At 39.5% G+C, this 23481-nt stretch carries 20 protein-coding genes and 1 pseudogene; 12 read left to right on the top strand and 9 right to left on the bottom strand.

Annotated features, from left to right (window positions below):
• Positions 1–42 precede the first annotated feature (42 nt).
• Positions 43–975: a ketopantoate reductase family protein gene (locus tag RZO55_RS25290; RefSeq protein WP_318067024.1), complete on the bottom strand. Its 933-nt coding sequence runs from the start codon at positions 973–975 to the stop codon at positions 43–45.
• A gap of 158 nt (positions 976–1133) precedes the next feature.
• On the opposite strand from RZO55_RS25290, the gene RZO55_RS25285 reads away from it, so the two are divergent.
• From RZO55_RS25285 to RZO55_RS25265, 5 genes are all read left to right on the top strand, one after another.
• Entirely contained in the window at positions 1134–1688 is a 555-nt protein-coding gene (locus RZO55_RS25285; protein WP_318067023.1) for a TetR/AcrR family transcriptional regulator, read from the top strand.
• A gap of 61 nt (positions 1689–1749) precedes the next feature.
• Positions 1750–2049 carry an MGMT family protein gene (locus RZO55_RS25280; RefSeq protein WP_318067022.1) on the top strand — a complete coding sequence of 100 codons (300 nt, stop codon included), beginning with the start codon at positions 1750–1752 and terminating at the stop codon, positions 2047–2049.
• The gene (locus RZO55_RS25275; protein ID WP_318067021.1) at positions 2039–2959 is read left to right on the top strand and encodes a LysR family transcriptional regulator; all 921 of its coding nucleotides are present in this window, start codon (positions 2039–2041) and stop codon (positions 2957–2959) included. The genes RZO55_RS25280 and RZO55_RS25275 overlap by 11 nt, the downstream gene beginning before the upstream one ends.
• Before the next feature lie 98 nt (positions 2960–3057).
• Positions 3058–4953, top strand: a complete 1896-nt coding sequence (locus RZO55_RS25270) for an oxidoreductase (RefSeq protein WP_318067020.1) — start codon at positions 3058–3060, stop codon at positions 4951–4953.
• A gap of 120 nt (positions 4954–5073) precedes the next feature.
• Complete coding sequence (locus tag RZO55_RS25265) at positions 5074–5850, top strand: SDR family NAD(P)-dependent oxidoreductase (RefSeq protein WP_318067019.1); 777 nt, start codon at positions 5074–5076, stop codon at positions 5848–5850.
• Between the two features lie 106 nt (positions 5851–5956).
• Here RZO55_RS25265 and RZO55_RS25260 read toward each other — a convergent pair whose 3' ends face one another.
• From RZO55_RS25260 to RZO55_RS25240, 5 genes are all read right to left on the bottom strand, one after another.
• Positions 5957–7732 carry an oleate hydratase gene (locus RZO55_RS25260; protein ID WP_318067018.1) on the bottom strand — a complete coding sequence of 592 codons (1776 nt, stop codon included), beginning with the start codon at positions 7730–7732 and terminating at the stop codon, positions 5957–5959.
• 126 nt (positions 7733–7858) lie between these two features.
• On the bottom strand, positions 7859–8443 hold the full coding sequence (locus tag RZO55_RS25255) for a TetR/AcrR family transcriptional regulator (protein ID WP_318067017.1): 585 nt from the start codon (positions 8441–8443) through the stop codon (positions 7859–7861).
• Positions 8444–8566: 123 nt separating this feature from the next.
• Positions 8567–10057 carry an ABC transporter ATP-binding protein gene (locus RZO55_RS25250; protein WP_318067016.1) on the bottom strand — a complete coding sequence of 497 codons (1491 nt, stop codon included), beginning with the start codon at positions 10055–10057 and terminating at the stop codon, positions 8567–8569.
• Between the two features lie 16 nt (positions 10058–10073).
• Positions 10074–10799 carry an energy-coupling factor transporter transmembrane component T gene (locus RZO55_RS25245; RefSeq protein WP_318067015.1) on the bottom strand — a complete coding sequence of 242 codons (726 nt, stop codon included), beginning with the start codon at positions 10797–10799 and terminating at the stop codon, positions 10074–10076.
• Between the two features lie 13 nt (positions 10800–10812).
• The gene (locus RZO55_RS25240; protein ID WP_318067014.1) at positions 10813–11394 is read right to left on the bottom strand and encodes an MptD family putative ECF transporter S component; all 582 of its coding nucleotides are present in this window, start codon (positions 11392–11394) and stop codon (positions 10813–10815) included.
• A 189-nt stretch (positions 11395–11583) separates the two neighbouring features.
• Between RZO55_RS25240 and RZO55_RS25235 the strand changes: the two genes are divergently transcribed.
• The 6 genes and pseudogenes from RZO55_RS25235 to RZO55_RS25210 all read left to right on the top strand — a co-directional run bounded on the left by RZO55_RS25235 (position 11584) and on the right by RZO55_RS25210 (position 19789).
• On the top strand, positions 11584–12198 hold the full coding sequence (locus tag RZO55_RS25235) for a TetR/AcrR family transcriptional regulator (protein ID WP_318067013.1): 615 nt from the start codon (positions 11584–11586) through the stop codon (positions 12196–12198).
• Between the two features lie 75 nt (positions 12199–12273).
• Positions 12274–14046 carry an ABC transporter ATP-binding protein gene (locus tag RZO55_RS25230; protein WP_318067012.1) on the top strand — a complete coding sequence of 591 codons (1773 nt, stop codon included), beginning with the start codon at positions 12274–12276 and terminating at the stop codon, positions 14044–14046.
• A complete protein-coding gene (locus RZO55_RS25225; RefSeq protein ID WP_318067011.1) occupies positions 14034–15758 on the top strand; it encodes an ABC transporter ATP-binding protein in 1725 nt (574 codons plus the stop codon). The genes RZO55_RS25230 and RZO55_RS25225 overlap by 13 nt, the downstream gene beginning before the upstream one ends.
• 30 nt (positions 15759–15788) lie before the next feature.
• Complete coding sequence (locus RZO55_RS25220) at positions 15789–18224, top strand: PEP/pyruvate-binding domain-containing protein (protein ID WP_318067010.1); 2436 nt, start codon at positions 15789–15791, stop codon at positions 18222–18224.
• A 56-nt stretch (positions 18225–18280) separates the two neighbouring features.
• Positions 18281–18694: pseudogene (locus RZO55_RS25215) on the top strand (ATP-binding cassette domain-containing protein); the annotation flags it as partial.
• A gap of 306 nt (positions 18695–19000) precedes the next feature.
• On the top strand, positions 19001–19789 hold the full coding sequence (locus RZO55_RS25210) for a class I SAM-dependent methyltransferase (protein WP_318067009.1): 789 nt from the start codon (positions 19001–19003) through the stop codon (positions 19787–19789).
• Positions 19790–19954: 165 nt separating this feature from the next.
• Here the strand turns inward: RZO55_RS25210 and RZO55_RS25205 are convergent, their stop codons facing one another.
• The 3 genes from RZO55_RS25205 to RZO55_RS25195 all read right to left on the bottom strand — a co-directional run bounded on the left by RZO55_RS25205 (position 19955) and on the right by RZO55_RS25195 (position 21129).
• Positions 19955–20254: a hypothetical protein gene (locus tag RZO55_RS25205; RefSeq protein ID WP_318067008.1), complete on the bottom strand. Its 300-nt coding sequence runs from the start codon at positions 20252–20254 to the stop codon at positions 19955–19957.
• Between the two features lie 282 nt (positions 20255–20536).
• Positions 20537–20830 (bottom strand): hypothetical protein, encoded by a 294-nt coding sequence (locus tag RZO55_RS25200; protein WP_318067007.1) that lies wholly within the window; start codon positions 20828–20830, stop codon positions 20537–20539.
• Complete coding sequence (locus RZO55_RS25195; RefSeq protein WP_318067006.1) at positions 20827–21129, bottom strand: DUF2089 family protein; 303 nt, start codon at positions 21127–21129, stop codon at positions 20827–20829. Before RZO55_RS25195 ends, RZO55_RS25200 begins: the two co-directional genes overlap by 4 nt.
• A gap of 411 nt (positions 21130–21540) precedes the next feature.
• Here RZO55_RS25195 and RZO55_RS25190 point away from each other — a divergent pair, with 411 nt between their 5' ends.
• A complete protein-coding gene (locus RZO55_RS25190) occupies positions 21541–23481 on the top strand; it encodes a beta-glucoside-specific PTS transporter subunit IIABC (RefSeq protein ID WP_318067005.1) in 1941 nt (646 codons plus the stop codon).

Genomic DNA, 23481 nt, shown 5'->3' with positions numbered 1-23481 from the left:
ACCTCCTGGCATAGTTATTATTCTATGGCAGGAGGTCCTCGTTTATTGCTCCGTAATTAGGTTTTCTACTTCGAAGAGTCGTGGTACCTTTATTCCGTACTTTCTGGCAGCTATAATAATTTCCTCTACAGCATAGCCAACTTTAAAGTGGTTATGCGCCATAAGTGCATAAGCCATGCTTTTCGGAGAAAAAACAACATGAGTCATGATAAAACTTACGACTTTTGGCGGCAGGATGCTCAAAACTTTTGTCAAAAGATCAAGTTTTGATCCCCTCGCTTTTAATACAGGGATTATTTCTTTCAAGTTCCGGCCTATTCCATCAAGCGCCTCCCTTGAAGAAATTACTTTTTTAAAACTTCCGCTTTTTAATACTTCGGCTTCCATCGCAGCGTTGAATGCGAAGTGATTCCAGAGCCAGCTTTTTATATCCTTTTGAACAATGATCTTGAAACCTGACTGAGTAAAAAGATTACGAACCTCTAAATCCCTTTTACTGGGCTGGGATTCAAATGTTCCAAACTGAACTGTTTTGTACCACCCGCCGTACAAAGTATTTCCTTCAAATCCGCCGCCGGCACCGGGGAAGCCATAAACAATTTGATTGCGCGGAATCGGCTGAACAGCCAATTGCGGGTCTTGCCATATATTGCTGAAAAAAAGGACTGTTGCATTTCCAACTCTCGGTGCCAGGTATTTAACCACACTTGATATCTGTTCGGGGTTGACGCTTATAAAAATCAGGTCATAGTCGTGATTTTCCTTTATCTCTTCGTGCATAACAATATTCCATTTTTCTTTAACTATCCGGTCTTTTTTGCTTTTTCTTGTATCCCATAGTTCCAGGTTTACATAGGAATCGTATTGTGCCTTCCTGCCTTCGCGGACATAGAACTCAACTGTGTGGCCTGCATTTTCGAAAGCCCAGGCATACTGTGTTCCTATAACGCCGCGGCCCAAAATTAATATTTTCATAAAGCAACCTCCTGATTAATCATGTGTTGACTTTTCAACATGTGTTTGATATTCTTAGTGTACTGATTTGTGGATGGAGTTTCAATCGTTATGTTCATTCCAATTGTTGAAAACTCAACATAGTATACTGATTTGTTGAATACCCGAAGGAGAACGCTGTGGATAGAAGAATAAAAAAAACAAGGCAGTTGATTATGGATACCTTTATCGACCTGCTATCCGAAAAAGAATTTGAGAAAATTACTATTAATGACATTGCCCAGCGCGCAGATATAAACCGTGGGACTGTTTATCTGCATTATATGGATAAATACGACCTACTTGACAAGTGTATTGAAAAATATATTGAGCTGCTGCTAAATCACTGTGCCAATAGTACCGATACTAATTTAGATCCAAGTGCAATTCAAAGTGTTTTCGAATATTTGGAGGAAAATTTTACAATTTACAAGTTGCTTCTTAACAACGAGGGAGTTGGGTTTTTCCGTAGCCGCTTATATGTAATTATTGCGCAAACAGTAACCGAGGCTATGGGGGGAAAGTCAGAAAACAACAAATTTTCAAATGGTATAACCACTCATTTTTTGACATCCGGGTTTATTGGAGTATTGGAATGGTGGATCAATAATTCCATACCTTGTAGTGTGCAGGAAGTTACTACGCAGCTCCTGACCTTACTAGAACCATACACCAGGCACCTTATATCACACTAACCCTACGTGCCTGGACAACATCGGAAATTTATTGAGAACCTACAAGGATTGGAGGTCAGATATGACACAGTTCACTGAGGAAGTCCTTATAATAATAAAAAGAATTCCATATGGTAGAGTTATGAGTTATGGACAGGTTGCACGGTTTGCAGGAAATAATAGAGGTGCGAGGCAGGTAGCCAGGATACTCCATTCTATGAGCCAGAAGTATAATCTTCCATGGCACAGGATAATTAGCTCCAAAGGCTGTATATCAATCACGGATGGCAGATATGCAGCTATTCAAAGAGAACTTCTTTTATCGGAAGGCATAGAAGTATCTGAGGATGGATATATAGATATTTCGATATATGGAATATGAGTATACACAGTTGGACAGAGGGGAGCTAAGAATAAGCTTATACCGGTTGGAATATTTCGTAAGTGTGGCAAAGCTAAAAAGCTTTACGAAGGCAGCGAGAGAGTGCCATATAGCCCAGTCTGCAATTAGCCAGCAGATTAACTTGCTGGAAAAGGAGCTGGGTAATGAACTGTTTTACCGGGATAGTCACAAGGTGGAGCTGACTGCTGCAGGACAGGTATATTATGAAGATGCAAAGGCTATTATGGAGAGAAACGCTTTGTCCGTAGAAAAGATGAAGCGCATTGCAAGAGGAGAGAAGGGAACGCTTACCATTGGAATATGCGGATACGAAGAAGAGCGTATTTTCATTGACAGGATCAGGCGTTTTCATAAAGCAAAGCCAGACATCCAACTGCTGTTTTTGCCAGTAAACTATGAGGGCTATGAGGAAGGTCTTACTTCCAGACGTTATGATCTGATGTTTTCATGGCCTTATGATTTTGTAAATCATGCAGAAATCGGCTATAGTAAACTGCTGGAGTCAGAGACAGGAATTCTCTTAAGCCGGGAACATTATCTCGCAGAGAAGAAAAACATAACCATTGAGGAATTGTCTATGCAGACTCATATCCTAATATCGCCTCTTGAGAATACCAGACTCTACGATCATTATTTACATTTCTTCAGACAGGCGGACTATCCGGAGCACATAATCCGAGTACAGAATGCTTCCGTGATACGGATGATGGTGGAAATGAATCAGGGAATATCCGTGGTTCCCAGACTGGGTCTTCAACTGAACCGGGAACTTGTTTTAAAGGAAACACCGGTACCGGACCATAAAATAGAAACGGGACTGATCTATTTAAAGGAGAACCAGAAGCCATGTCTGAAAAATTTTCTTGATTATATTAACATAAGCAAATAGGATTGCACTATCTGTTTTTCCGATCCGCCAGAAGACGGATTTATGATATAGTGGATCTGTAGCAGGACTATAGCATAAAGACGGAGGAGTAAGAGATAATGATTGATTATCATAAAAAATTGTTTCAACCCATTCAGATTGGCAGGCATAAAGCGCAAAACAGAATTGAGATTGCACCAGCAGGAGCTTTTTTAAACAATCCGGACGGATCAGGAAATGAAAAATTCAGGGCATATATGAAGGACATATCGCGTTCCGGTGCTGGAATAGTCACGGTAGGTGTGTCCGATATTAACAAACAGCCTTTGGGAGGGAAGGCCCCCTGGCTGGCGAACCCAGGACTGATATCCGAATATGCAGAAACAACGGAAATCATGCATTTATACGGCTGCCTGGCCAGCATTGAACTAGTTCCCGTAAGACAGATGCTCAGCCCTGGATTTGCTGTAGCTACCCAGTCGTCCAGGGAAGAGATCCGTGAGTTGATTGACGAATACGCAAAGGCAGCTGATTTTTGTCTAAAAGCAGGGTTTGATATGATCATGATTCATGGAGGACATGGAAATGTGCCCGGTATGTTTTTTTCAGAAAAGTACAACAAACGAAACGATGAATACGGCGGTTCTTTTGAAAACCGGTGCCGTTTTGGAGAAGAACTCCTTGATGCAGTGCGCAGGGAAGTGGGAGACAAGCTTGCCATTGAATACCGTATCAGCGCGGAAGAATTGACGGCTGACGGCATGGGAATAGAAGAAACTCTTAATTATGCAAAAAAAATTCAGGATAGAATTGATATTCTTCATATTTCCAGAGGATTGTTGGAAGAAGATTCACTGCTTCCTTATATTTTTTCGCCTGCATACTTTCCCAGAGGCTTAAACCTGGAGGCTGCCAAAGTATTTAAAAAAGAACTATCGATCCCAGTAAGTGTAGTGGGTGGTTTCAATCTGGATCTGGCTGCTGAAGTCGTTGAACAGGGAGATGTGGATATGGTTGCCATGATGAGGAATATGCTGGCCGACCCTCTTAGCATTAGGAAGGCCAAGGCTGGAAAATCTGCAGATATAAGACCCTGCGTCCGTTGCAATACTTGTATTAACCAGACCCATTCAAAAATGCTTGGAATCTGCTGTGCAGTGAATCCGGAAATAGGCAGGGAAACCTGGTATTCAGGTATAGAATCCAAAGCAGGCAAAAAAAAGGTGGTCATGGTGGGTGGAGGACCCGGGAATCTGGAAGCAGCGCGTACGGCAGCTGACCGCGGACATCAGGTAGTGATACTGGAAAAAGAGAAGGAATTAGGCGGAGCTTTGCGTATGGCATGTGCAGCTGAATTTAAAGCTGATTTAAAAAAATATCTGGATTGGTCGATTTATACGGTTGTGAATCATAAGAATATCCGTGTCTGCCTGAACACCAATGCCACTGCAAACGTGATCCGTGGGGAAAATCCCGATGCAATATTTCTTGGAATTGGTTCAAAGCCGGTTCTTCCGGCGTTTACAGCCAGTAAAAGCGGCAAGGTGGTATGGGTAGGAGATGTGGAATTGAAAAAAGCTGAAACCGGCAGCGACGTGATTGTGGTGGGAGCTGGTTTTACCGGAATGGAAGCTGCCCTTGCTCTGGCCAGAGAGGGAAAGAAAGTAAGAATTATTGATATGATTCCGGAGAGCAGGATCGGCGCAGATGGCGTTCATATCAGCATAATTGGACTTAAGAAACTGCTTCTGGAAGCAGGCGTTACATTTATCTGTGAAGTAAAACTTGAAGATGTAACGGCGGAAGGGGCGATAATCAGCCGGAAAGACATAAGCCGGGAGCTGCTTACTTGTGATACAGTGGTTCTGTCTCTGGGAGTTCGCACGGATGAAGCGGAAGTGGAGGCTCTTTCCCATCTGGTGGAGGAGACCTATATCCTGGGAGACTGTGCTACGAAGGGAGGAACCCTGTATAATGCCGTGAAGATGGGACATGCCCTGGCTATGGACCTGTAAGTGAGATAGATGATCAGGCAGCCAACATGGGAAAGTCCGTAGATGAACAGGCACATTTAATCCGATTTTTGGAATATAATTTGAAGTCTCGATTGATAAAAAGAAAGGATGTATATAAATATGGAAAATTTTTTTGACTTAACTGGAAAAGTAGCTGTAGTAACAGGAGCAAGTTCAGGGCTTGGTGCAGATGCCGCACTAGCCTATGCAAAAGCAGGAGCAGACGTTGCATTACTGGCAAGACGTATTGAAAAGTTAGACGAAGTAAAAGAAGAAATTGAGAAAACAGGCAGAAAGGCAGTTGCAGTTGGATGTGATGTTACAAATGAGGAAAGTGTAAAAGCAGCAATGCAAACCGTACTTGATACCTTCGGGCACATTGATATTTTGTTAAATAATGCAGGAATTGCTGTTGGTGGTGGTGTAGACAGCATGTCTGTGGAAGATTGGGATAAATCCTTTGATACGAATGTGAAGGGAGTCTTTTTAGCAAGCAAATATGTACTTCCACAGATGAAGGAAAGAGGCTATGGTAAAATTATTAATATTGCATCCGTAAATGCAGTTGTTGCAGATAAGTTTGATGTATTTATCAGACATTCCTATAATTCATCCAAAGCTGCAGTGGTTGGATTAACAAGAGGTATGGCAGCATCTTATGCAAAATATGGTATCACTGTAAATGCCATCGGGCCGGCTCTTTTTGAAAGTGAAATGACGAGTGAAACTTTATTTAAGTCAGAAAATTTTCTTAACCAATATAATACATTGAATCCGGCAGGACGTCCAGGAAGAAAAGGGGAATTAAATGGTACAGTTCTCTATCTTTCCAGTGATAGTTCCAGTTATGTTCAGGGCCAGTTCATAATCGTAGATGGCGGCGGAGCTCTTGTATAAGATTAAATACTTAGACTTTTCCAGCACCTCATCTTAAAAACACGTCCATAGTTTTGAATACAAACAAAACCGGACGTGTTTTTAATTTTGCATATTATATATTTCGCTAAATCAAGTGATATTCTTTGAGAAGTTTTTCAATATCTGTACCCGCAATCTTCTTCATAGCTTCATTAAATACAACTTTAATATTGGGGTCAAGTTCTAAATCTATAATCCTTTTACCATCACCCAATTTTGAAGTGGCATTAAGCAGATCACGAACATCATACGTACTTCCCCATACTTCGGGTACGCCTCGGTCAATATCCAGAAGCGTATAGACACTTTCCATAGCGGTACGGACAGAGTATTCAATTGTAAAAATCGTATCACGTTTTGTCTCAGCAAACTGACCAAGGAAAGCAAAGTTTACGCTGCCTGCAGGAATAACGTCAGGACGGTCACCTGCTTCTCGAGGCATAAAGAATGCAGTTATATAAGGCATCATACAAGGTACCGTGTTTGCGCTGCGTTCGGCCATATCCTCAATTTCATTTTCCGGTACACCGATGTGATACAGCCACTCCATACAGATTTCCTTGCCTGTGCATTCACGCATAGGTTTTTTGACATAATTACCGGGTTTGTCAGTAAATAAACCGTATATCCAGCCAACCAACTGATCCTTAGGCTGGTTACGGAAATGAGGCTGACGGTTAAACGTCCAGCTGAGCAGCCAGTTGGAATCCTTAGCAGTTACAATGCCACCGGTAACCACCTTGCCGCTAAATGGATCACGTTTACAAATATTCTGGATGTATGGAGGGATTCGGTTATCAAGCGTAGTCACGGTTGCAGACATCCAGTTACTTTGCTCTGCATCATAGCAGAATTTATCCGGGTGACCGAAGGCTGGATCCTGAGCCGCTATTTTGCGCCACATATCCCAGCCGCCGCCCTGCTTTATTTCAGAGTTGAAAGATGCAGGAGTGTTTTGGCTGCCGATAGAGGAGTTTTCAACACATCCACCGTTTGTGATAAATACTAAATCGTTTTCAGTCAGATCGATTTGCTCTTTCGTATTGTTACGGTTGATTTCAATGCAAGTTGCAATTTTTTTATCTTCTTTAGTATCAAATAAAATATTTTCCACCTTGGTTCCGTAATGGAACTGGACATCATGAGCTTCCAAATACTTGACTAAGGGCAGAATCATGGACTCATATTGGTTGAGCTTTGTGAAGCGGACTGCCGTGAAATCAGGCATACCACCAATATGATGAATGAATCGTTTTATGTAAAGTTTCATTTCCAGTGCACTATGCCAATTTTCAAAAGCAAACATGGTACGCCAGTACAGCCAGAAATTTGAATTCAGAACTTCGTCGCTGAACAATTCAGAGATACGCCGGTTATACAGAGCCTCGTCCGGTGTGAAGAATAGTCGCATAATCTCCTGCATGCCTTTGTCTGACAACGTAAACTTGCCGTCAGTGTGCGCATCTTCACCGCGATTAACTGTAGCACGCATGAGAGAACTATTCGGGTCATGCTTATTGAGCCAATAGAACTCATCAAGTACACTGGCACCTTCCTTTTCCAGCGACGGAACAGAATGGAATAAGTCCCATAAGCACTCATAGCGATTATCCACCTCGCGTCCACCGCGAATTACAAATCCAACATCATCATATTTGCAGCCATCGCAGGCGCCGCCTGCCAAAGTATCCTTTTCTAAAATATGGATTCTTTTTCCAGCCATCTGTCCGTCTCGAACAAGAAAAGCTGCGGCAGCTAGTGAGGCAAGACCTGATCCAATGAGATAGGCTGATTTGCCGTCAACACCTTCTGGTTTTTCTGGTCTAGCAAGTGCTTCATAATTTCCTTTAGAATAATACATAGTGATTACCTCCATGATTATTAGTTTGTCTTAATATCATCAGTATATTATCTATTGAAATTATTACAATCAACAATATAGCTGTTTTGTTAAGAATCACATCATGCCGGCAATATTGTATAGTTTTTAATCATTTTGAGTGATTTGATTAGATCTGTTAAATTCATACCGGTTTAAGGCTCTTGATACATCTCCATGAATCAAAATGCTGACCTGATCAATAATTAATTGAGGGTCTTCACGCATGCCCTTTTTGATCCAATCCAAAAGTAAGCCAACAAAGGCAAAATTGTAAAAGTTTGCGATGAATTTTTTATCTGATTCCGTAACAGACATGCCCACTGCTTTTTCCTCGACAACTCCGAACAGCAAGTCAAAGGTTATTGCATAAAAATAGTCTTCGATTTTTTCTTTACTGATTGAATGATATACATTTGTAATAAATGGTTTGTTTTCAAGAACCATTTGAAATGTTTGTAAAAAACCTTGCTGCCAAGTCTCATATGTTTTTTTTCCGTTAATTGCTCTTGCAGTTTCTTCATTACAAGTCCATTCAATTAAATCATAAATATCTTTAAAATGGTAATAAAAGGTCATTCGATTGATTCCGCAATCTTTTGCAATGTCTGAGATGGTGATTTTATTCAGTGGTTTCTGTAATAAAAGATTTTTGAGCGAGGTTTCCAGAGCCCGCTTTGTAATCTGCGACATTCAAAAGGCCTCCTTAGTGTGATTTGGTATTTAATTATATCATATATTTCATGATCGTTAAAGTTGTGCTTTCAATCACATGATTCCCGAGAATTAAAAAAGTAAATTTCACTCCCACTCATGCTAACCAGAAGTGTTCAAGAAAAAAAACTTCAATTTTTCGGTTGAGTCCTTGTTAAGGCTGTAAGTATCTTTTACCCTCCCCTGCTCCAGATGAATAACATCTGTGCAGCAATGTAAAATTAGTTCCAGATCATGTGTAATGACAAATATAGTTTTGCCGGTTTTGCTCAAGTCCTTAATACAGTCTGAGACCTTGTGCATATGCCTATAATCTAAGCCGCTGGTAGGTTCGTCAAATAAAATAATGCTTTTTTCCGCTGCAATAGCACTTGCAATGGCCACACGTTGTTTTTGCCCGCCGGATAAAGCCATCGGATGTTTTTCTTTTAATGACAGTAAATCAAGACTCTTTAAAATTTCTTCCGATTGTTTCTCTTTTTCTTCGTCTGTAACGTTGACTTTATCTCTCATACTAAGCAGGACTTCCTCCATGACACTTTCTGTAAAGAGTTGATGATTTACATCCTGCATTACCATATAACTATAATTTAATCCTTTTTTAACAGCGCATTTTTTACCTTCCACTTCAAGAATGCCTTTACACTTTTTTTCAAGACCACATAAACATTTAGCAAATGTGGATTTACCTGCCCCATTATGTCCGATAACAGCTACAACAGCACCTTTTTTTATTTTAATATCATGAATCCCTACTCCATGAATCTTGTCTTTATAAGTGTAACTCAAATCGGATAATTTAATTAAGGAAGTGCTATGGGGGACATAATCATTTAAATAGGAAAGCTTTTCGATACTTAAGGGTCTTATTCCACGCTTTTGGGATTCTGTAACACTTAAATTTCTGATTTTTTCTGCAGGTAGTTCTTCCACAATTCTACCGTCTCTCATAAGAATTAAGCGGTCAGCCAATTCTCGTAAAAAATATAGCCGATGTTCTGCAATGATAATTGTCCGACCTTCCTTTTTCCAGTATGCAATCATATTGCGAAGATCTCCAATTGCTGCAATATCCAGATTAGAGGAAGGCTCATCCAGAACTATAATTTCAGATTCTGCAACGGAAACACTGGCACATGCAATTTTTTGCTTTTCTCCTCCGCTTAACTGAAAAATACTTCGATCCATTAAAGGTTGAAGATTAAAATCAGATACCGTTTTTTCGATTCTTTCGGAAATTTCAGATATGGATATACCTTGGTTTTCAGGCGCGAAAGCAAGTTCACTAGTGGTATCTATATTAAAAAATTGAGACCGGGGATTTTGAAATACACTGCCTACATAGTTTGAAGTCTGATAAATAGGTTCCTTACTGATGTTTTTACCATGAATAAGAATCTCTCCGGTAAGATCACCTTCAAAAAAGTGAGGAATCAGTCCATTGATCAATCGGGTCACTGTAGTTTTTCCACAGCCAGAACCACCGGTAATCAGTAATGTCTCTCCTTTGTGTATCGTAAGATTAATATCTTTGATTCCATCCAGTTCTTTGCCACCGTTGTATGTAAAGCAAACATTTTTAAATTCAATCATAAAGTCAACCCTTTCTTTAATTAATGATATATAACAATAGACCGGTTAAAGAAATGGAAGCGATTATGATATCTGCCAGATGAAATCCTATCTTGCAGATGTTTGTACGTTTGATTTCGCTGCCAAGACCCTTTGTTAAAGAGGCTGCAGTAAGCTCCTCCCCTATTTTTACAACTGACATTAAAAGAGGGACTATTTTATATTCCAGATAAAGAACAGGACTTCTGAATATCCTGCTTCTTTTGATTCCCCGCATCATCATAGCGGTATTAATGGACTGGGATTCTTCTATAATTGTAGGGATAAAACGAAACATGACAGAGAGCGGAATTATAATCTTATCAGTCAGATACATTCGTTTCATAGCACAATTGAACTCACTGACGGTAGTAGTGGATAGTAAATAATAACCGGCGATTAAACCTGGGACGAATCTTGTTATAAGACCCGAACAAATCAATATCACAAAGCTGCTTATGCCTTTTGTATGCATAAGCAGCACCGATTCAGCAAAAGAAGCAGTAAGAAAAACGACTGAATATAAAAAACCACTTTTCAGTCTTCCTTCACTTATCAGCAGTACAGCAGGTAATATAGCAAGCATAATACGGGCAATCATATCATAGCCGATCACCCCTCCGCTGATTAATACAATGCTTACAGAGGCAGTCATTAGTATTTTTGTCCTTGGGTCAAGCCTCAGTCTTGATTTTGGAACCCCAAGCATAATGTTGCTTTGCACGAGATACCTCCTTCTAAGCAATACCTGCTTTTTTGAAATGTTTCTTTAACACTGCCTTCCCAAGATAAGCACCTGCAGTACCGCCAGCAATGGCAAGCAATATCATACAGTAAAATACCCACATTGGTGTAAGCTTCATTAAAGTATCTGTGTATGTATCGCCATAACCGGCACGTATGGCAGCAAAATAGGTTTCTCTCATAAAAAAGAATGGAGCAAGTGCACCTAATATCCATTCACTGAAAACTACGTAGCCAATGAGCAGATTTTTCCAAGAGAGATAATTGCCGGCTTTCATAACCAGATCTCCTAAAAAGCCGAACGCAGATCCAGATACCAAAACAGGCCAAGGATGTCCGGTAATAAACATAAGGATACCTAGTATAGTTCCGGTTATTGTAACCATACCAAACTTCTTCACCTTGGTTAAATAGAGAACAAAGGGGATTCCTGCCACAAGTGGACAAAAAAGTGGGAGCAAGACTAAAAATATAGGAATATATCCTAACATTCCAGTTGCAAAAAAGCATACAAAATATAATGCGGTAAACATTCCAACATTAATTAAATCTTTTGCTTGTAACCTTTGATTCATAATAACCTCCGTATGTAATTATAATAATAAATAGCAATGGTTAGCATGAACTAACTATAACACATGAAAAGTAAATGTCAATAAAAAATTATGGTTATAGATAGTCTTGACAAGCAAAAAACTATGTGATAGTATGTTAACGACGTTAGCTAACTACGTTAACATTCTATCACTAATAAGGAGCAAACTATGCCAAAAGATAAAAGCGATACCTACAATAGAATCATTCCGGTAGCGAAGAAGGAATTTCTAAGTAAGGGCTTTGAAAAGGCTTCCATGCGAGCAATCGCTTCAGATGTAGGTATGAGTGCGGCAGGAATCTATCGGCACTTCGCAGATAAGGAAGCTATGTTTGAAGCGCTTCTGGAGCCCCTATACAAAGAATTCGAAATACGATTCAAACAGCAGCGCGACCGTGCTTATAGATTCATGGATAACAACTGTCTCGATGATATGTGGGGGGAAAATACAGATCTGGAGCTGTTCATGGAGCTGGTATATGGATATTTTGATGAATTCAAACTCCTCATATGCTGTTCGGAAGGAACAAAACATGCTGATTTTATTCATGATTTCGTAACCATGGAACAGAAAGAGACAATGGAATTTCTTGAAGCAGCCCGAAGTCAGGGTATTCATGTGAATGAAATTGATCCGAAAGAATTACATCTTTTGCTTAGTGCATATTACACCGCTGTATTTGAAGTGGTTGTCCACGACTTTAGCAAAGAGGAATCAAATCATTATCTGGATACATTACAGAAATTCTTTTATCCAGGATGGAGAGCAGTCTTGGGACTATAAAATAGGCCCTGATTTTTCGAACTGCGGTTAGCAAAAACTAACCGAACAAGATGAATAAAAGGAGGAATCAATATTATGAAACCCAAAAAGGAGAATGCTATTAGAATCCTGTTTCAGTTTGTAGGTGAAGAAAAAGGGAAAATGACATTATCAGTCATATTTGCAATTTTAGGAGAGCTGTTTGGAATGCTTCCTTTTCTCACAGCAGCCATGCTGGCAAATGAGGTTTATGCAAAAACAGCATCTCTCAGCAAAGCTGTATTCTGGTCAGGATTAGCAATACTTGGAGTTGTTTTCCGGACGGTATTATGCGCGGCTTCATCAAAAAGGAGCCACAGGATTGCGTTTACAATCTTAAAAAACATTCGAAGGACAATTGCGGATAAAATGAAGCGGGTTCCAATGGGTGTGATGTTAGAAACACCCTCCGGGGCTTTTAAAACCCTGATGGTCGATAATGTGGGTAAATTGGAGGATTCCGTTGCGCATATGATTCCTGAGGCGCCTTCCCAGATTGCGGCACCCTTTTGTTGTATTTTATTAATCTTTATCCTTGACTGGAGAATGGGACTGGTATCTTTAGTTACGATTCCATTGGGAATTCCATTTATTATGGGGATGATGCGGGGATATTCTGAGAAGATGGAGTTGTATTTACGCTCAGGAAAAGAAATGAATGCTTCGCTTGTAGAGTACGTAGGAGGAATCCAGGTTATAAAAGCCTTTGGAAGAAGTGGAGAATCCTATGGGAAATTTTCTGATTCGGTTCATTTTTTTCACGACAGCACAATTGCATGGTGGAAACAATGCTGGTTCTGGATGGCAGCAGTGAAAGCAATCATACCGTCCACCATGCTTGGCACACTGCCGGCAGGAGCTTGGCTGTATATGAATGGAGAGATATCTTTACCTGTTTATATATCCTGTATCATCATTCCGTTAGGGTTCATAGCACCACTTATGAAGCTTGCCTTTGGCAGTGAACAGCTTACGACGATCATGGCAAATTTGCAGCCAATCAGAGAGTTCCTGGCAATCAAGGAGCAGAGCAGACCAAGTGAAAAGGCGGCTTTAAAGGATACTTCTTATTCCTTTGAAAATGTGTCTTTTTCATACAATGATTCAAAGAAAGTACTACATAATATCTCCTTTTCAACTGCTTCAGGCACTATGACAGCAATCGTCGGGCCGTCTGGTTCCGGAAAGTCTACGATTGCAAAACTTATGGCAGGCTTTTGGGATGCAGATTCAGGAGTTTTGAAATATGGTAGTGAGGATATTAAAAATATACCCTTTGAACAGCTCATGGGAGAAATCAGTTATGTGGCGCAGGATAATTTTCTGTTTGATATGTCCATAAGAGAAAATATACGTATGGGCAATCCCATGGCCAATAATGAGGAAATTGAGCAAGCTGCCAAAGCGGCAAACTGCCATGAGTTTATTTTGAAGCTGGAACATGGATATGATACGCTGGCTGGAGATGCGGGCGACCGGCTTTCCGGTGGGGAAAGACAGAGAATCACTATTGCCCGTGCCATGTTGAAAAAGAGTAATGTTGTTATTTTAGATGAAGCAACAGCATATGCGGATCCAGAAAGTGAGGCTTTGATTCAGGAGGCTGTAGGAAGATTGGTATCAGGAAAGACATTGATTGTTGTGGCTCACAGACTTTCCACAATTCAATATGCGGATCAGATTTTAGTAATAGATCATGGAGAGATAATGGCAAGAGGAACCCAGAAAGAGCTTCTTGATACCTGTACCTTATATAAAACTATGTGGGAACAGAATATAGGATCGGTTGATTATACAGATAAAGGAGGAGACGCTGCATGCTTACTATGATTCTAAGAATATTAAAAATTTCCGGGAAGAATAAACCGAGAATATTACTAGGTATTTTCTTTAATATACTGAAAACTTTCTCAATGGCACTGATGATTTTTGCAATATTACTGATATTAAATAATCTTCATACGCTGAATAGTAAAGTGATTCTGCATGCACTGTGGATTACTTTAGGCAGCATTTCAGGCAGATTTTTGTTTCAATGGCTGATGGATATTACTATGAGTGCAAAAGGATTCGATATGTTCCGTGATTATCGCCTGAACATTGGAGACAGATTAAAGAAAGCACCTATGGGTTATTTTTCAGAGCAAAGACTTGGTACGATACAGACTGTTTTAACTTCTACAGTGGTTGAATTGGAACAGTATTCCATGCTGGCTATCACAGATATAACCGGTGGGATCTTTATGGCACTTATCATAACAATTTTGTTTCTGTTTTACAGTCCCTTATTTTCTCTTTTAACTCTGGCTGGCTTAGGCATTGGTATGTGGGTATTGCATATTATACAAAGAAGGGGCGTAGAGCATACACCGTTAGTTCAGGCAGCGCAGGAAAACCTTACTACCCAGTCACTGGAATATATTCGTGGAATTGCGGTTATGCGTGCGTTTTCTGTCAGTGAAAATAAGGAAGAGGCAGTATATGAAGCCTTTGAACGTAAAATGCAGGCTGATTTGTATCAGGAACATGCGGTAGCTGGATTGTTAAAATGGTATGCTGCTGTATATAAAATCACCGGTGCATTGTTAATGTTATCGTCATCTGCTTTATATCTTGCAGGATCCATTACACTTCCTTATTGTCTGATGTTCATTATCTGTGCCTTTTTAGTATATGCAGAAATGGAACAGATGGGAGATGGAGCGTTTCTGGCAAAAAAAATAACTACCGAGCTTAACCGTCTGGAAAATGTGACAAATATGCCGGTTATGGATACCAGCGGCAAAGTATTAAATTTAAAACGTTTTGATATTGAGCTTAAAGATGTATCCTTTGGATATGACAGCCGTACCATTATTGACCATGTTTCACTGAAGGTACCACAGGGGACTACCTGTGCTATTGTTGGACCTTCCGGTTCTGGAAAAACAACACTTTGTAATCTGATTGCACGATTCTGGGATGTCAAAGAGGGAGAGGTCCTTATTGGTGGATATCAAATCAGGGATTATACGGCAGATAGCTTACTGAAATATATCAGTATGGTATTTCAAAATGTTTATCTGTTTCATGATACAATTGAAAACAATATCCGCTTTGGAAATCCGGATGCTACGAAAAAGCAGTTAATGGAAGCTGCAAAAAGAGCAAGATGTCATGATTTTATTATGGGATTACCAGATGGGTATCAGACCGTTGTCGGTGAATCAGGTTCTACGTTATCAGGCGGAGAGAAACAGAGAATATCCATTGCAAGAGCAATTTTAAAAGATGCTCCAATTATCATTCTGGACGAGGCTACTTCCAGTGTGGATCCTGAAAATGAACATGAACTGCTTGGGGCAATAAAAGAATTAACAAAAGGAAAAACTCTGATATCAATTGCACATAGATTAACTACCGTCCGGGATGCGGATCAGATACTTGTAATTGATTCGGGAAGTGTTGCGCAGCATGGAACTCATGAACAGCTTATAAAGGAAGAAGGGATCTACAGCAGATTCTGGAAGCAAAGAAGAAGTGCCAGTGGATGGAAATTATAGTGGAGGATGTAGTAAAGAAGGGTAGAAAAGATGAGTAATTATGTAACAGCTTTAATAAACGTCGGAAAACAGGATATTGAAATTGTCGGTGGAAAAGGAGCAAATCTAGGAGAATTATTACAGGCGGGCATCCGGGTGCCAGATGGCTTTGCAGTGACAACGGAAGGCTTCCGCACATTTATACAGGCGAATGAAATAAATTGTGAACTGACAGCTGAGGCCATACAGGAAAAAATCCGTGCAGGCAGATTTTCAAAAGATATACAGTCAGAAATCCTTGCGATGTATGACTCAATGGGAACCAATAGAAGAGTGGCGGTCCGTTCCTCTGCAACCGCAGAGGATTTACCTGAGGCAAGCTTTGCAGGACAGCAGGAGACTTATTTGAATGTAATGGGAGCAGAGGAACTTCTTAATAAAATCAAAGACTGTTATGCATCCCTGTTTGGTCAGCGGGCAGTGGCATATAGAAAGAATCATGGATTTCTTAATAAAGACGTAGCTCTTGCTGTAGTTGTACAGGAGATGGTGGAAAGTGAGAGTGCAGGGGTTTTGTTTACTGCAAATCCAATGACTGCAAACAAAGATGAAATGCTGGTCAATGCATCATTTGGTCTGGGGGAATCTGTAGTATCAGGAGCTGTTACACCAGATAGTTTTTTGTTGGATTCCAATGGTAAAATCAAAAAGAAAGTTCTTGGAAGTAAGGAAACTCAGATAATCTATTGTGAAAAAGGAACCAGGACTATTTCTACGAAGAAAGAGCAGCAGGAATCCTTTGCTGTTACTGAAAATCAGCTTCAAAAATTAGCGGAACAAGGAAAGCGAATCGAAGAGCATTATAAAATGCCAATGGATATTGAGTGGGGTATCTGTGGAGGTAATGTCTATATTCTGCAGGCCCGTGCCATTACGACCCTTAAAAATCAGGCATGTCCTGTTGAGACACCATCTTTAGCGCGGTCATTAAATAGCTGGCAGAAAAAATTCGTAAATAGTGTGATAGAACATTGGCCGAGGGCAGTTTATCCTCTGGATTTTGAAGTAGGGATGATATTACAAGATATAAAAGAGTTTTTAATTCAGGAACTGGGTATTACAATGGGAACCACAATTGCCATTGATCAAAAAGGTTATTCTTATATTTCGAAGCTCCATATCAAATTCAATTCCAATTTATTTCATATTATGAGAACAATAAAAGAATATCAGAACAAAGAACAGAATCTTGTAAAAGGCAAAAGCGCAATCAGAGAGATACGTAATACATTGGAAAAGCTATCAGTTGTGGCTGAGAAAATGGATGCTGAAATGAGTGCGGCTGAAACCATGGAGTTCATGAAACAGCTGATAGAAGTACATAGACAGATTTCGTATACAAGATTTCGTTATTATATTTTTCCAGGAGTATTATTTGGGAGAAAATTGCAGAAATATTTAAAAAAAGCTGGAAATATCAGTGAATATGATTTGCTGAGCGAGCTGGATTATAAAACTCTTATTATGAATCGGCAAATGCAGCAGATGGCAGAAAAAATCATAAAGGAAAAAGAACTTTGTAAGGCACTGCAAGATGGAAGAGAATATGCCTGGCTTAAGAAGAATTTTGCCATGCAGTGGAAGATGGTGGATGAGTTTCTGGAAGAATACGGTTGGAAATCAGATCTTTGCTGCTATCCCTATTCTTCGGTTTCGTGGAATGAAAACAAGGAGCATTTTCTGGTGATACTTAATTCGGTCATAAAATCCGAAATAAGTAAAGAGGAGGGAACGCAAACAATACAGACAGGAAAGTATGAGCAGATAAAACAGCGGCTGATGGAGCAGGTACCCGAGAGAAAAAAACAGAAACTACAAGAAGACATTGCCTTTTACCGTACTTGTATGGTGGGGCGTGAGGATACCCAGTACCTTTGGGAGACCGGATTTGCACTGCTTAGAAAATTGCTGGGGCATTTAGAACTCCTCTGGACAGTTCAAACGGGTGATTTGAAATTTCTTTTTCAAAATGAATTGTGGGAAGCTTGTAGAAGGGGATATTTGAATAATACAGATAAACAGAATCTGGATGCTAGAAAAACGGTTCGTGTAAAAGCGGAGGAAGCATGGTACAGACTTGGATTTGAAACTTTAAAAGCAAAGGGAGATGGCCTTTTGGGAGAATCGGGAAGTGCAGGAAGTGTGACAGGAAGAGTCTGTATTGTGAAGGATAGTCAGGATTTTCATAAATTGGAAAAGGGGGATATTCTGGTCTGCCATTTTACGGATCCGGAATGGACGCCGCTTTTTGCTCTGGCATCAGGAGTTGTAGCGGATACCGGAGGCGCACTGTCCCATGCAGCGATTGTTGCAAGGGAATATAAGATCCCGGCAGTTCTTGGTGTTGGAACAGGCACCATAGATTTAAGGGACGGTGATATTGTATTTGTGAATGGTGATAAAGGCGTGGTAAAAAAAATTACCTGATCAGAAACAATAACGAAAATGAACGAGATAAAAAATATCACCGCCATCAAGATGGTGAGAAAAAAGTAATAAATCATATTAGTTTTGCTTTACAGAAAAACACAATGACAGCAATTGTTGGACCAAGCGGATCGGGTAAAACTACTATAGCAAGCCTGCTGGCAAGATTTTGGGATATTAAAGAAGGAGCGATCTATCTGCAGGGAACCGATATCAGGAAGCTTCCCATAGAAATGCTGATGAACCAGATAAGCATGGTATTTCAAAGGGTATATCTTTTTGAGGATACTATTTATAACAATATTTTAATGGGGAGAACCGGAGCAACGGAAGCAGAAGTATTTGAAGCAGCAAAAAAAGCTCGCTGTTATGATTTTATCATGAAATTACCGGAAGGCTTTAAAACACTTGTGGGAGAAGGTGGCGCAACATTATCAGGAGGGGAAAAGCAAAGGATATCTATTGCACGATGAACAGGGAAATACCTATGCCTGTTTTATAAAAAAACTGAATCAGAAGGGGAACTGGAGTTTGTAGCAGGGTAAGAATTGAGCCGGCCAATGAGAAGATATCTCGTTAGCTGGCTTTTTAACGGAAATGAATTGACATCGTAAAAAAAAGGGTATAGCATAACAACAGTTATGTTGGAGGAATCATGGATACAAGAGAATGAAAAAAGTCTATTAAATCGTGAATAGTACGAGAGGATAGGCTTTTTTGCTTAACATAATAAATGTAACGAAGAATAAAAGAGTGAAGAGAAAGGAAGAATGAAAATGAGTGAAAAAAGACTGAATTATGGGAATTGGGTGCCGCTGAACATGATTCGTCCATTATGGGGAGTAAGCGGAATATGGTTAGTTGTTATTATAGCAAATGGATTTGTGTTTCAAAATATAATAGGAGGCATAATTTCTATATGTTTGTTTGTGGCATTTGCCGGAATGAGTTTTTATATGCAGATCTGCCGTAATGTGTTTTCCTTCGAAAAAGGTGGACTAATGGGGCAAATACATGATTTTTTATTAGATCATATGCAATGGGATGGGCAGGGAAAATTATTGGATATTGGATGCGGAGCCGGCGCTTTAAGCATTAAATGTGCAAAGAAGTATCCTCAAGCTGCGATTACAGGGGTAGATTATTGGGGAAGTGAGTGGAATTACGCCAAGGAACAGTGCGAGAGCAATGCGAAGATAGAAGGAGTTGAAAAAAGGATTATATTTCAAAAAGGTGATGCTGCTGAATTAGATTTTGCAGATGAAACCTTTGGTGCAGCAGTAAGTAACTTTGTTTTTCATGAAGTAAGATCACAGCCAGTCAAGCAACTAGTAGTCAGAGAAGCTCTTCGTGTTGTAAAAAAAGGTGGTGTATTTGTGTTTCATGATATGTTTGAACAAAAGAAGCTCTATGGTGATATGAATGCATTTATTGAACAGCTCAGGAAGGAAGGGATTACAGAAATACATTACATAGCGAATACAGAAAAGGAGACGTTTATACCGGGTTTTCTGAGCGCACCGTGGATGCTGAAAAATATGGGATTAATATATGGAGTAAAATAGAACATTAGATTAAAATTAGCTAAACAATGCCTTATCCTCTGTAATCCATCCAGAGTATGCACCGGTGGTAAACGGAAAGCTGGTAATAAAGTATTGACTTAATTTTTTTATTAAAAGACATCAGATCAAGGCAGACACGCATATAAATGCGCATCTGCCTATCAGTTATTCTGAAGCTGGAATAGTTATGTATGAACCATCCGCTCCAATGGCATAAACAATTTCTTTCACGCCGTTGGATACAATAACCTGGCCGATCTCAAGATTTGGATCTTCATTGTCTGTCGCCAATCCGTTTTGCATAAGGTCTTTTTTATCAGTATATAAAGTGATCTCTGTATTATTTTTACCTACAAATTGCAGAGAATCAGGATTAGCCTTTGCGTAAGCGAAACCACATGTTAACAATCCTATTACAACCATCATACTTATTGCCGACAATGGTTTTTTGATTTTATTAGGCATAAAAACTCGTATAATCCAATTAACTCAGGTGGTAATTGGATTATTTCCTTTCTCCCCAAATTACTGGGTATTTTAATCCTTCTCTGATATATTTTGAAAAGGAACTGTGTAACCACAGCTTTATTGAAGTAAGCAAAGAAACTCAGAGAAGGTAAACCACATTGAATTGCTTATGTGGCGAACTGCTGATTATTAATTTATCAATGGAATCACCTCCTAAAGGTAAGTATAAATATATTATTAGTTAATTAAGCATGTTGGTGTAACCTTGTATTGTGAGATTTAATCACCAATATCCTGTGCTTTCATCTTGTCTAATTCTGCTTTTTGTCTCTTTTTGTATTTTTCTCGTCCAGAAATCCACCCCTCTGTTATAAAGAGGTTAAGCACTAGGAACACAATAAAGGAGGTGTTATTAAAAGGAATTATACCAGTTGCTAAAATATAGATAGTAAAAGCTAATGCGAGCAGGGGGATAAGTCCACCCCAAAGTGGGTTTTTAAGCTTTGTGCAAAGCAAATCCTCTGCAATCCATAAGATAACAGTAATGCCACTAGAAATAAGAAAAGTTTTCATGATCTATTTCCCCTTTCATTTTTGTATTTTTCAATTATAATTTTCGCTGTTTCTAAATCAATACGCGAGTCGACCGCTAAGCCTTTGATAAAATTTTGAAAAGGTTCATCTTCCTGCTGATCGCCCATTTTTATTTTTTGAATAAGTTTATCCAAACGTAATCGTACGGTTGGGTAAGAAACTCCATAAAATTTTGCAATCTCTTTTAGAGAACCAGATTTTAAAACAAAATTTTTAAGAAAGGTAGTATCTTCTTGCTCTAATGCAAGTATCCATTGTGGAATTTTATCGATATTCAATTTATACATCCTTTCATATTAATTTTAATAATATTAATTATAAACTAAATAATGTTAAAGTCAATACATATGTTGGGATGAAATTTATTACATTTTTAAGAGCCATGCTTATGGAATTACCTGCGGGATAAAGCCAGATCCAGTGGAATTGTGGCATAAGGGTACGCTTAATAAGGCAAATTCCTTCTTGATTTTTTACATGAATTATTGTAGAATGTAAAACAAGTTAATAAACATAGGAAGACTGTTACTGGTAATGCAGGCAAGATCTGACAAATTTTCTTTTATGCGATAGTAGATTGCATAGTAGCTTATTTTGTTAGATCTTTTTTTATGTTTATGAACAGAATCATTGGCCAATGATTAACACATAACAGTTATAAATTAACAATAATAATCAGGAGGTAGTGTATGGATTATAATAAAATTGCCAGTGACATTATTGAAAATGTCGGCGGCAAATCCAACATCAAAGGTATGACCCATTGTTTTACAAGACTTCGTTTCGTATTAAAGAACAGTTCTCTTGCTGATAAGGCAGTTGTTGAGCGTCTGGAAGGTGTTATCTCTGTTGTAGCAGCAGGTGGGCAATTCCAGGTTGTATGCGGAAACAAGGTAAAAAAGATTTTTGACGCTGCTGTTGAGATACTTGGCGGTGAAATTGTAGGCGAAGAAGCTTCTGATATTGATATCCCGGAAGAAAAGCAGAGTCTTTTAAATACCGTTCTTCAGAAAATATCAGAAATATTCACTCCACTTGTTCCAGCGATTGCTGCAGCAGGTTTAATCAAAGGTCTCCTTGCTGCAGCAGGTAAGATGCCTGGTTTTGATACGACTAACAGTACATATATTATTATGAATACTGCAAGTAATATCATCTTTTTCTTTATGCCGATTTTCCTGGCATATACTGCAGCAAAGGCATTAAAGTGCAGCCAGGTTATTGCAATGGTGCTGGGAGGACTTTTATGCCACCCCAATATTGATGCCTTGGTACAGGACGTTGCTGCTAAATCTACCATTTTTGGTCTTCCTGTTGTTAAGATGGCATTTACCGTTGGTGAATCTACCAAAGTATTTGCTTATACTGAGTCGGTAATTCCGATTCTCCTTGGTGTTCTCGTGCTGTACTGTCTGGAAAAACTGCTGAAAAAGATCGTTCCTGATATTCTTCAGCTGATCTTGATTCCAGGTATTTCACTGATCGTTATGGTACCTGTTATGCTTGTTGTTGTAGGACCTGTTGGCATCTATGTTGGTTATATAGTACAATGGCTTTATACAGCATTATACAGCTTCAGTCCAATCCTTGGCGGTATTATCGTCGGCGGTTTATGGGGTGTATGTGTTATCTTTGGTGCTCACAGAGCATTGCTTCCAATCGGTTTAAATGATGTTGCACTGACGGGTACTAATACTTTGATGTGTTTCGCTGGTTCTGCAAACTTTGCCCAGGCAGGTGCAGCACTTGGTGTTATGTTCAAAACAAAGAGCCCTAATTTAAAACAGGTTGCTGCTTCCAGCTCGCTTTCTGCATGGCTGGTAGGCGTTACCGAGCCTGCAATCTACGGATGTAATCTTCGCCTGAAAAAACCTATGGTCTGTGCAGTTATCGCAGGTGCAGCAGGTGGTGCTGTCATGGGTATTGGCCGTGCTGTTAATACTGGTTTTGCGAACAATGGTGTCCTTACCATTATGTCTTACTGGGGTGAAGGTGTAAGCCTCAGTCGTTTCATCGCTTATCTGCTTGGTATCGCAGTTGCATTTTTTGGTGCTGCTATCCTTACTTATATCGTAGGCTTTGAAGACGATCTTCCTAAATCAGCTTCTAAACTGATTGATGGTAATGCAGCTCCTTCTTCTGAAACCACAGAAACATTTATGGAAGTTCCATCAGCTGACATTATGATTGGTGCTCCAGTTGCTGGCAGAGTTATTCCAATGAACACAATCAATGACGAAGTATTTGCTTCCGGCGTTTTGGGCAAAGGTATCGGTATCATCCCGAAAACTGGTGAAGTTGTTGCTCCGGCTGACTGTACCGTAGCTTTAGTATATGAAACAAAACATGCCATTGGATTACAACTGGCTGATAATGTAGAGCTTCTGATACACGTTGGTATCAATACCGTTGAATTAAATGGAAAGTATTTCGAAAGCTTCGTTGAAAGTGGTCAGAAAGTTACGAAGGGAACGAAGCTGGTAAGCTTTGATATTGATAAACTGAAAGAAAATGGCTATGACACTACTGTATGTGTGATCGTGTCCAATGGCGCTTCCTATAAAAATGTTAACGTCATTTCCAGTGGAAATGCTGATGTAAACCGTAATGTAATCTCAGTAGAAAAATAA

The organism is Clostridium boliviensis (assembly GCF_033342255.1).
Lineage (GTDB): Bacteria > Bacillota > Clostridia > Lachnospirales > Lachnospiraceae > Lacrimispora > Lacrimispora boliviensis.
Note: the sequence above shows the minus strand (reverse complement) of the source record. Positions and strands in the feature narration are given on the sequence as shown.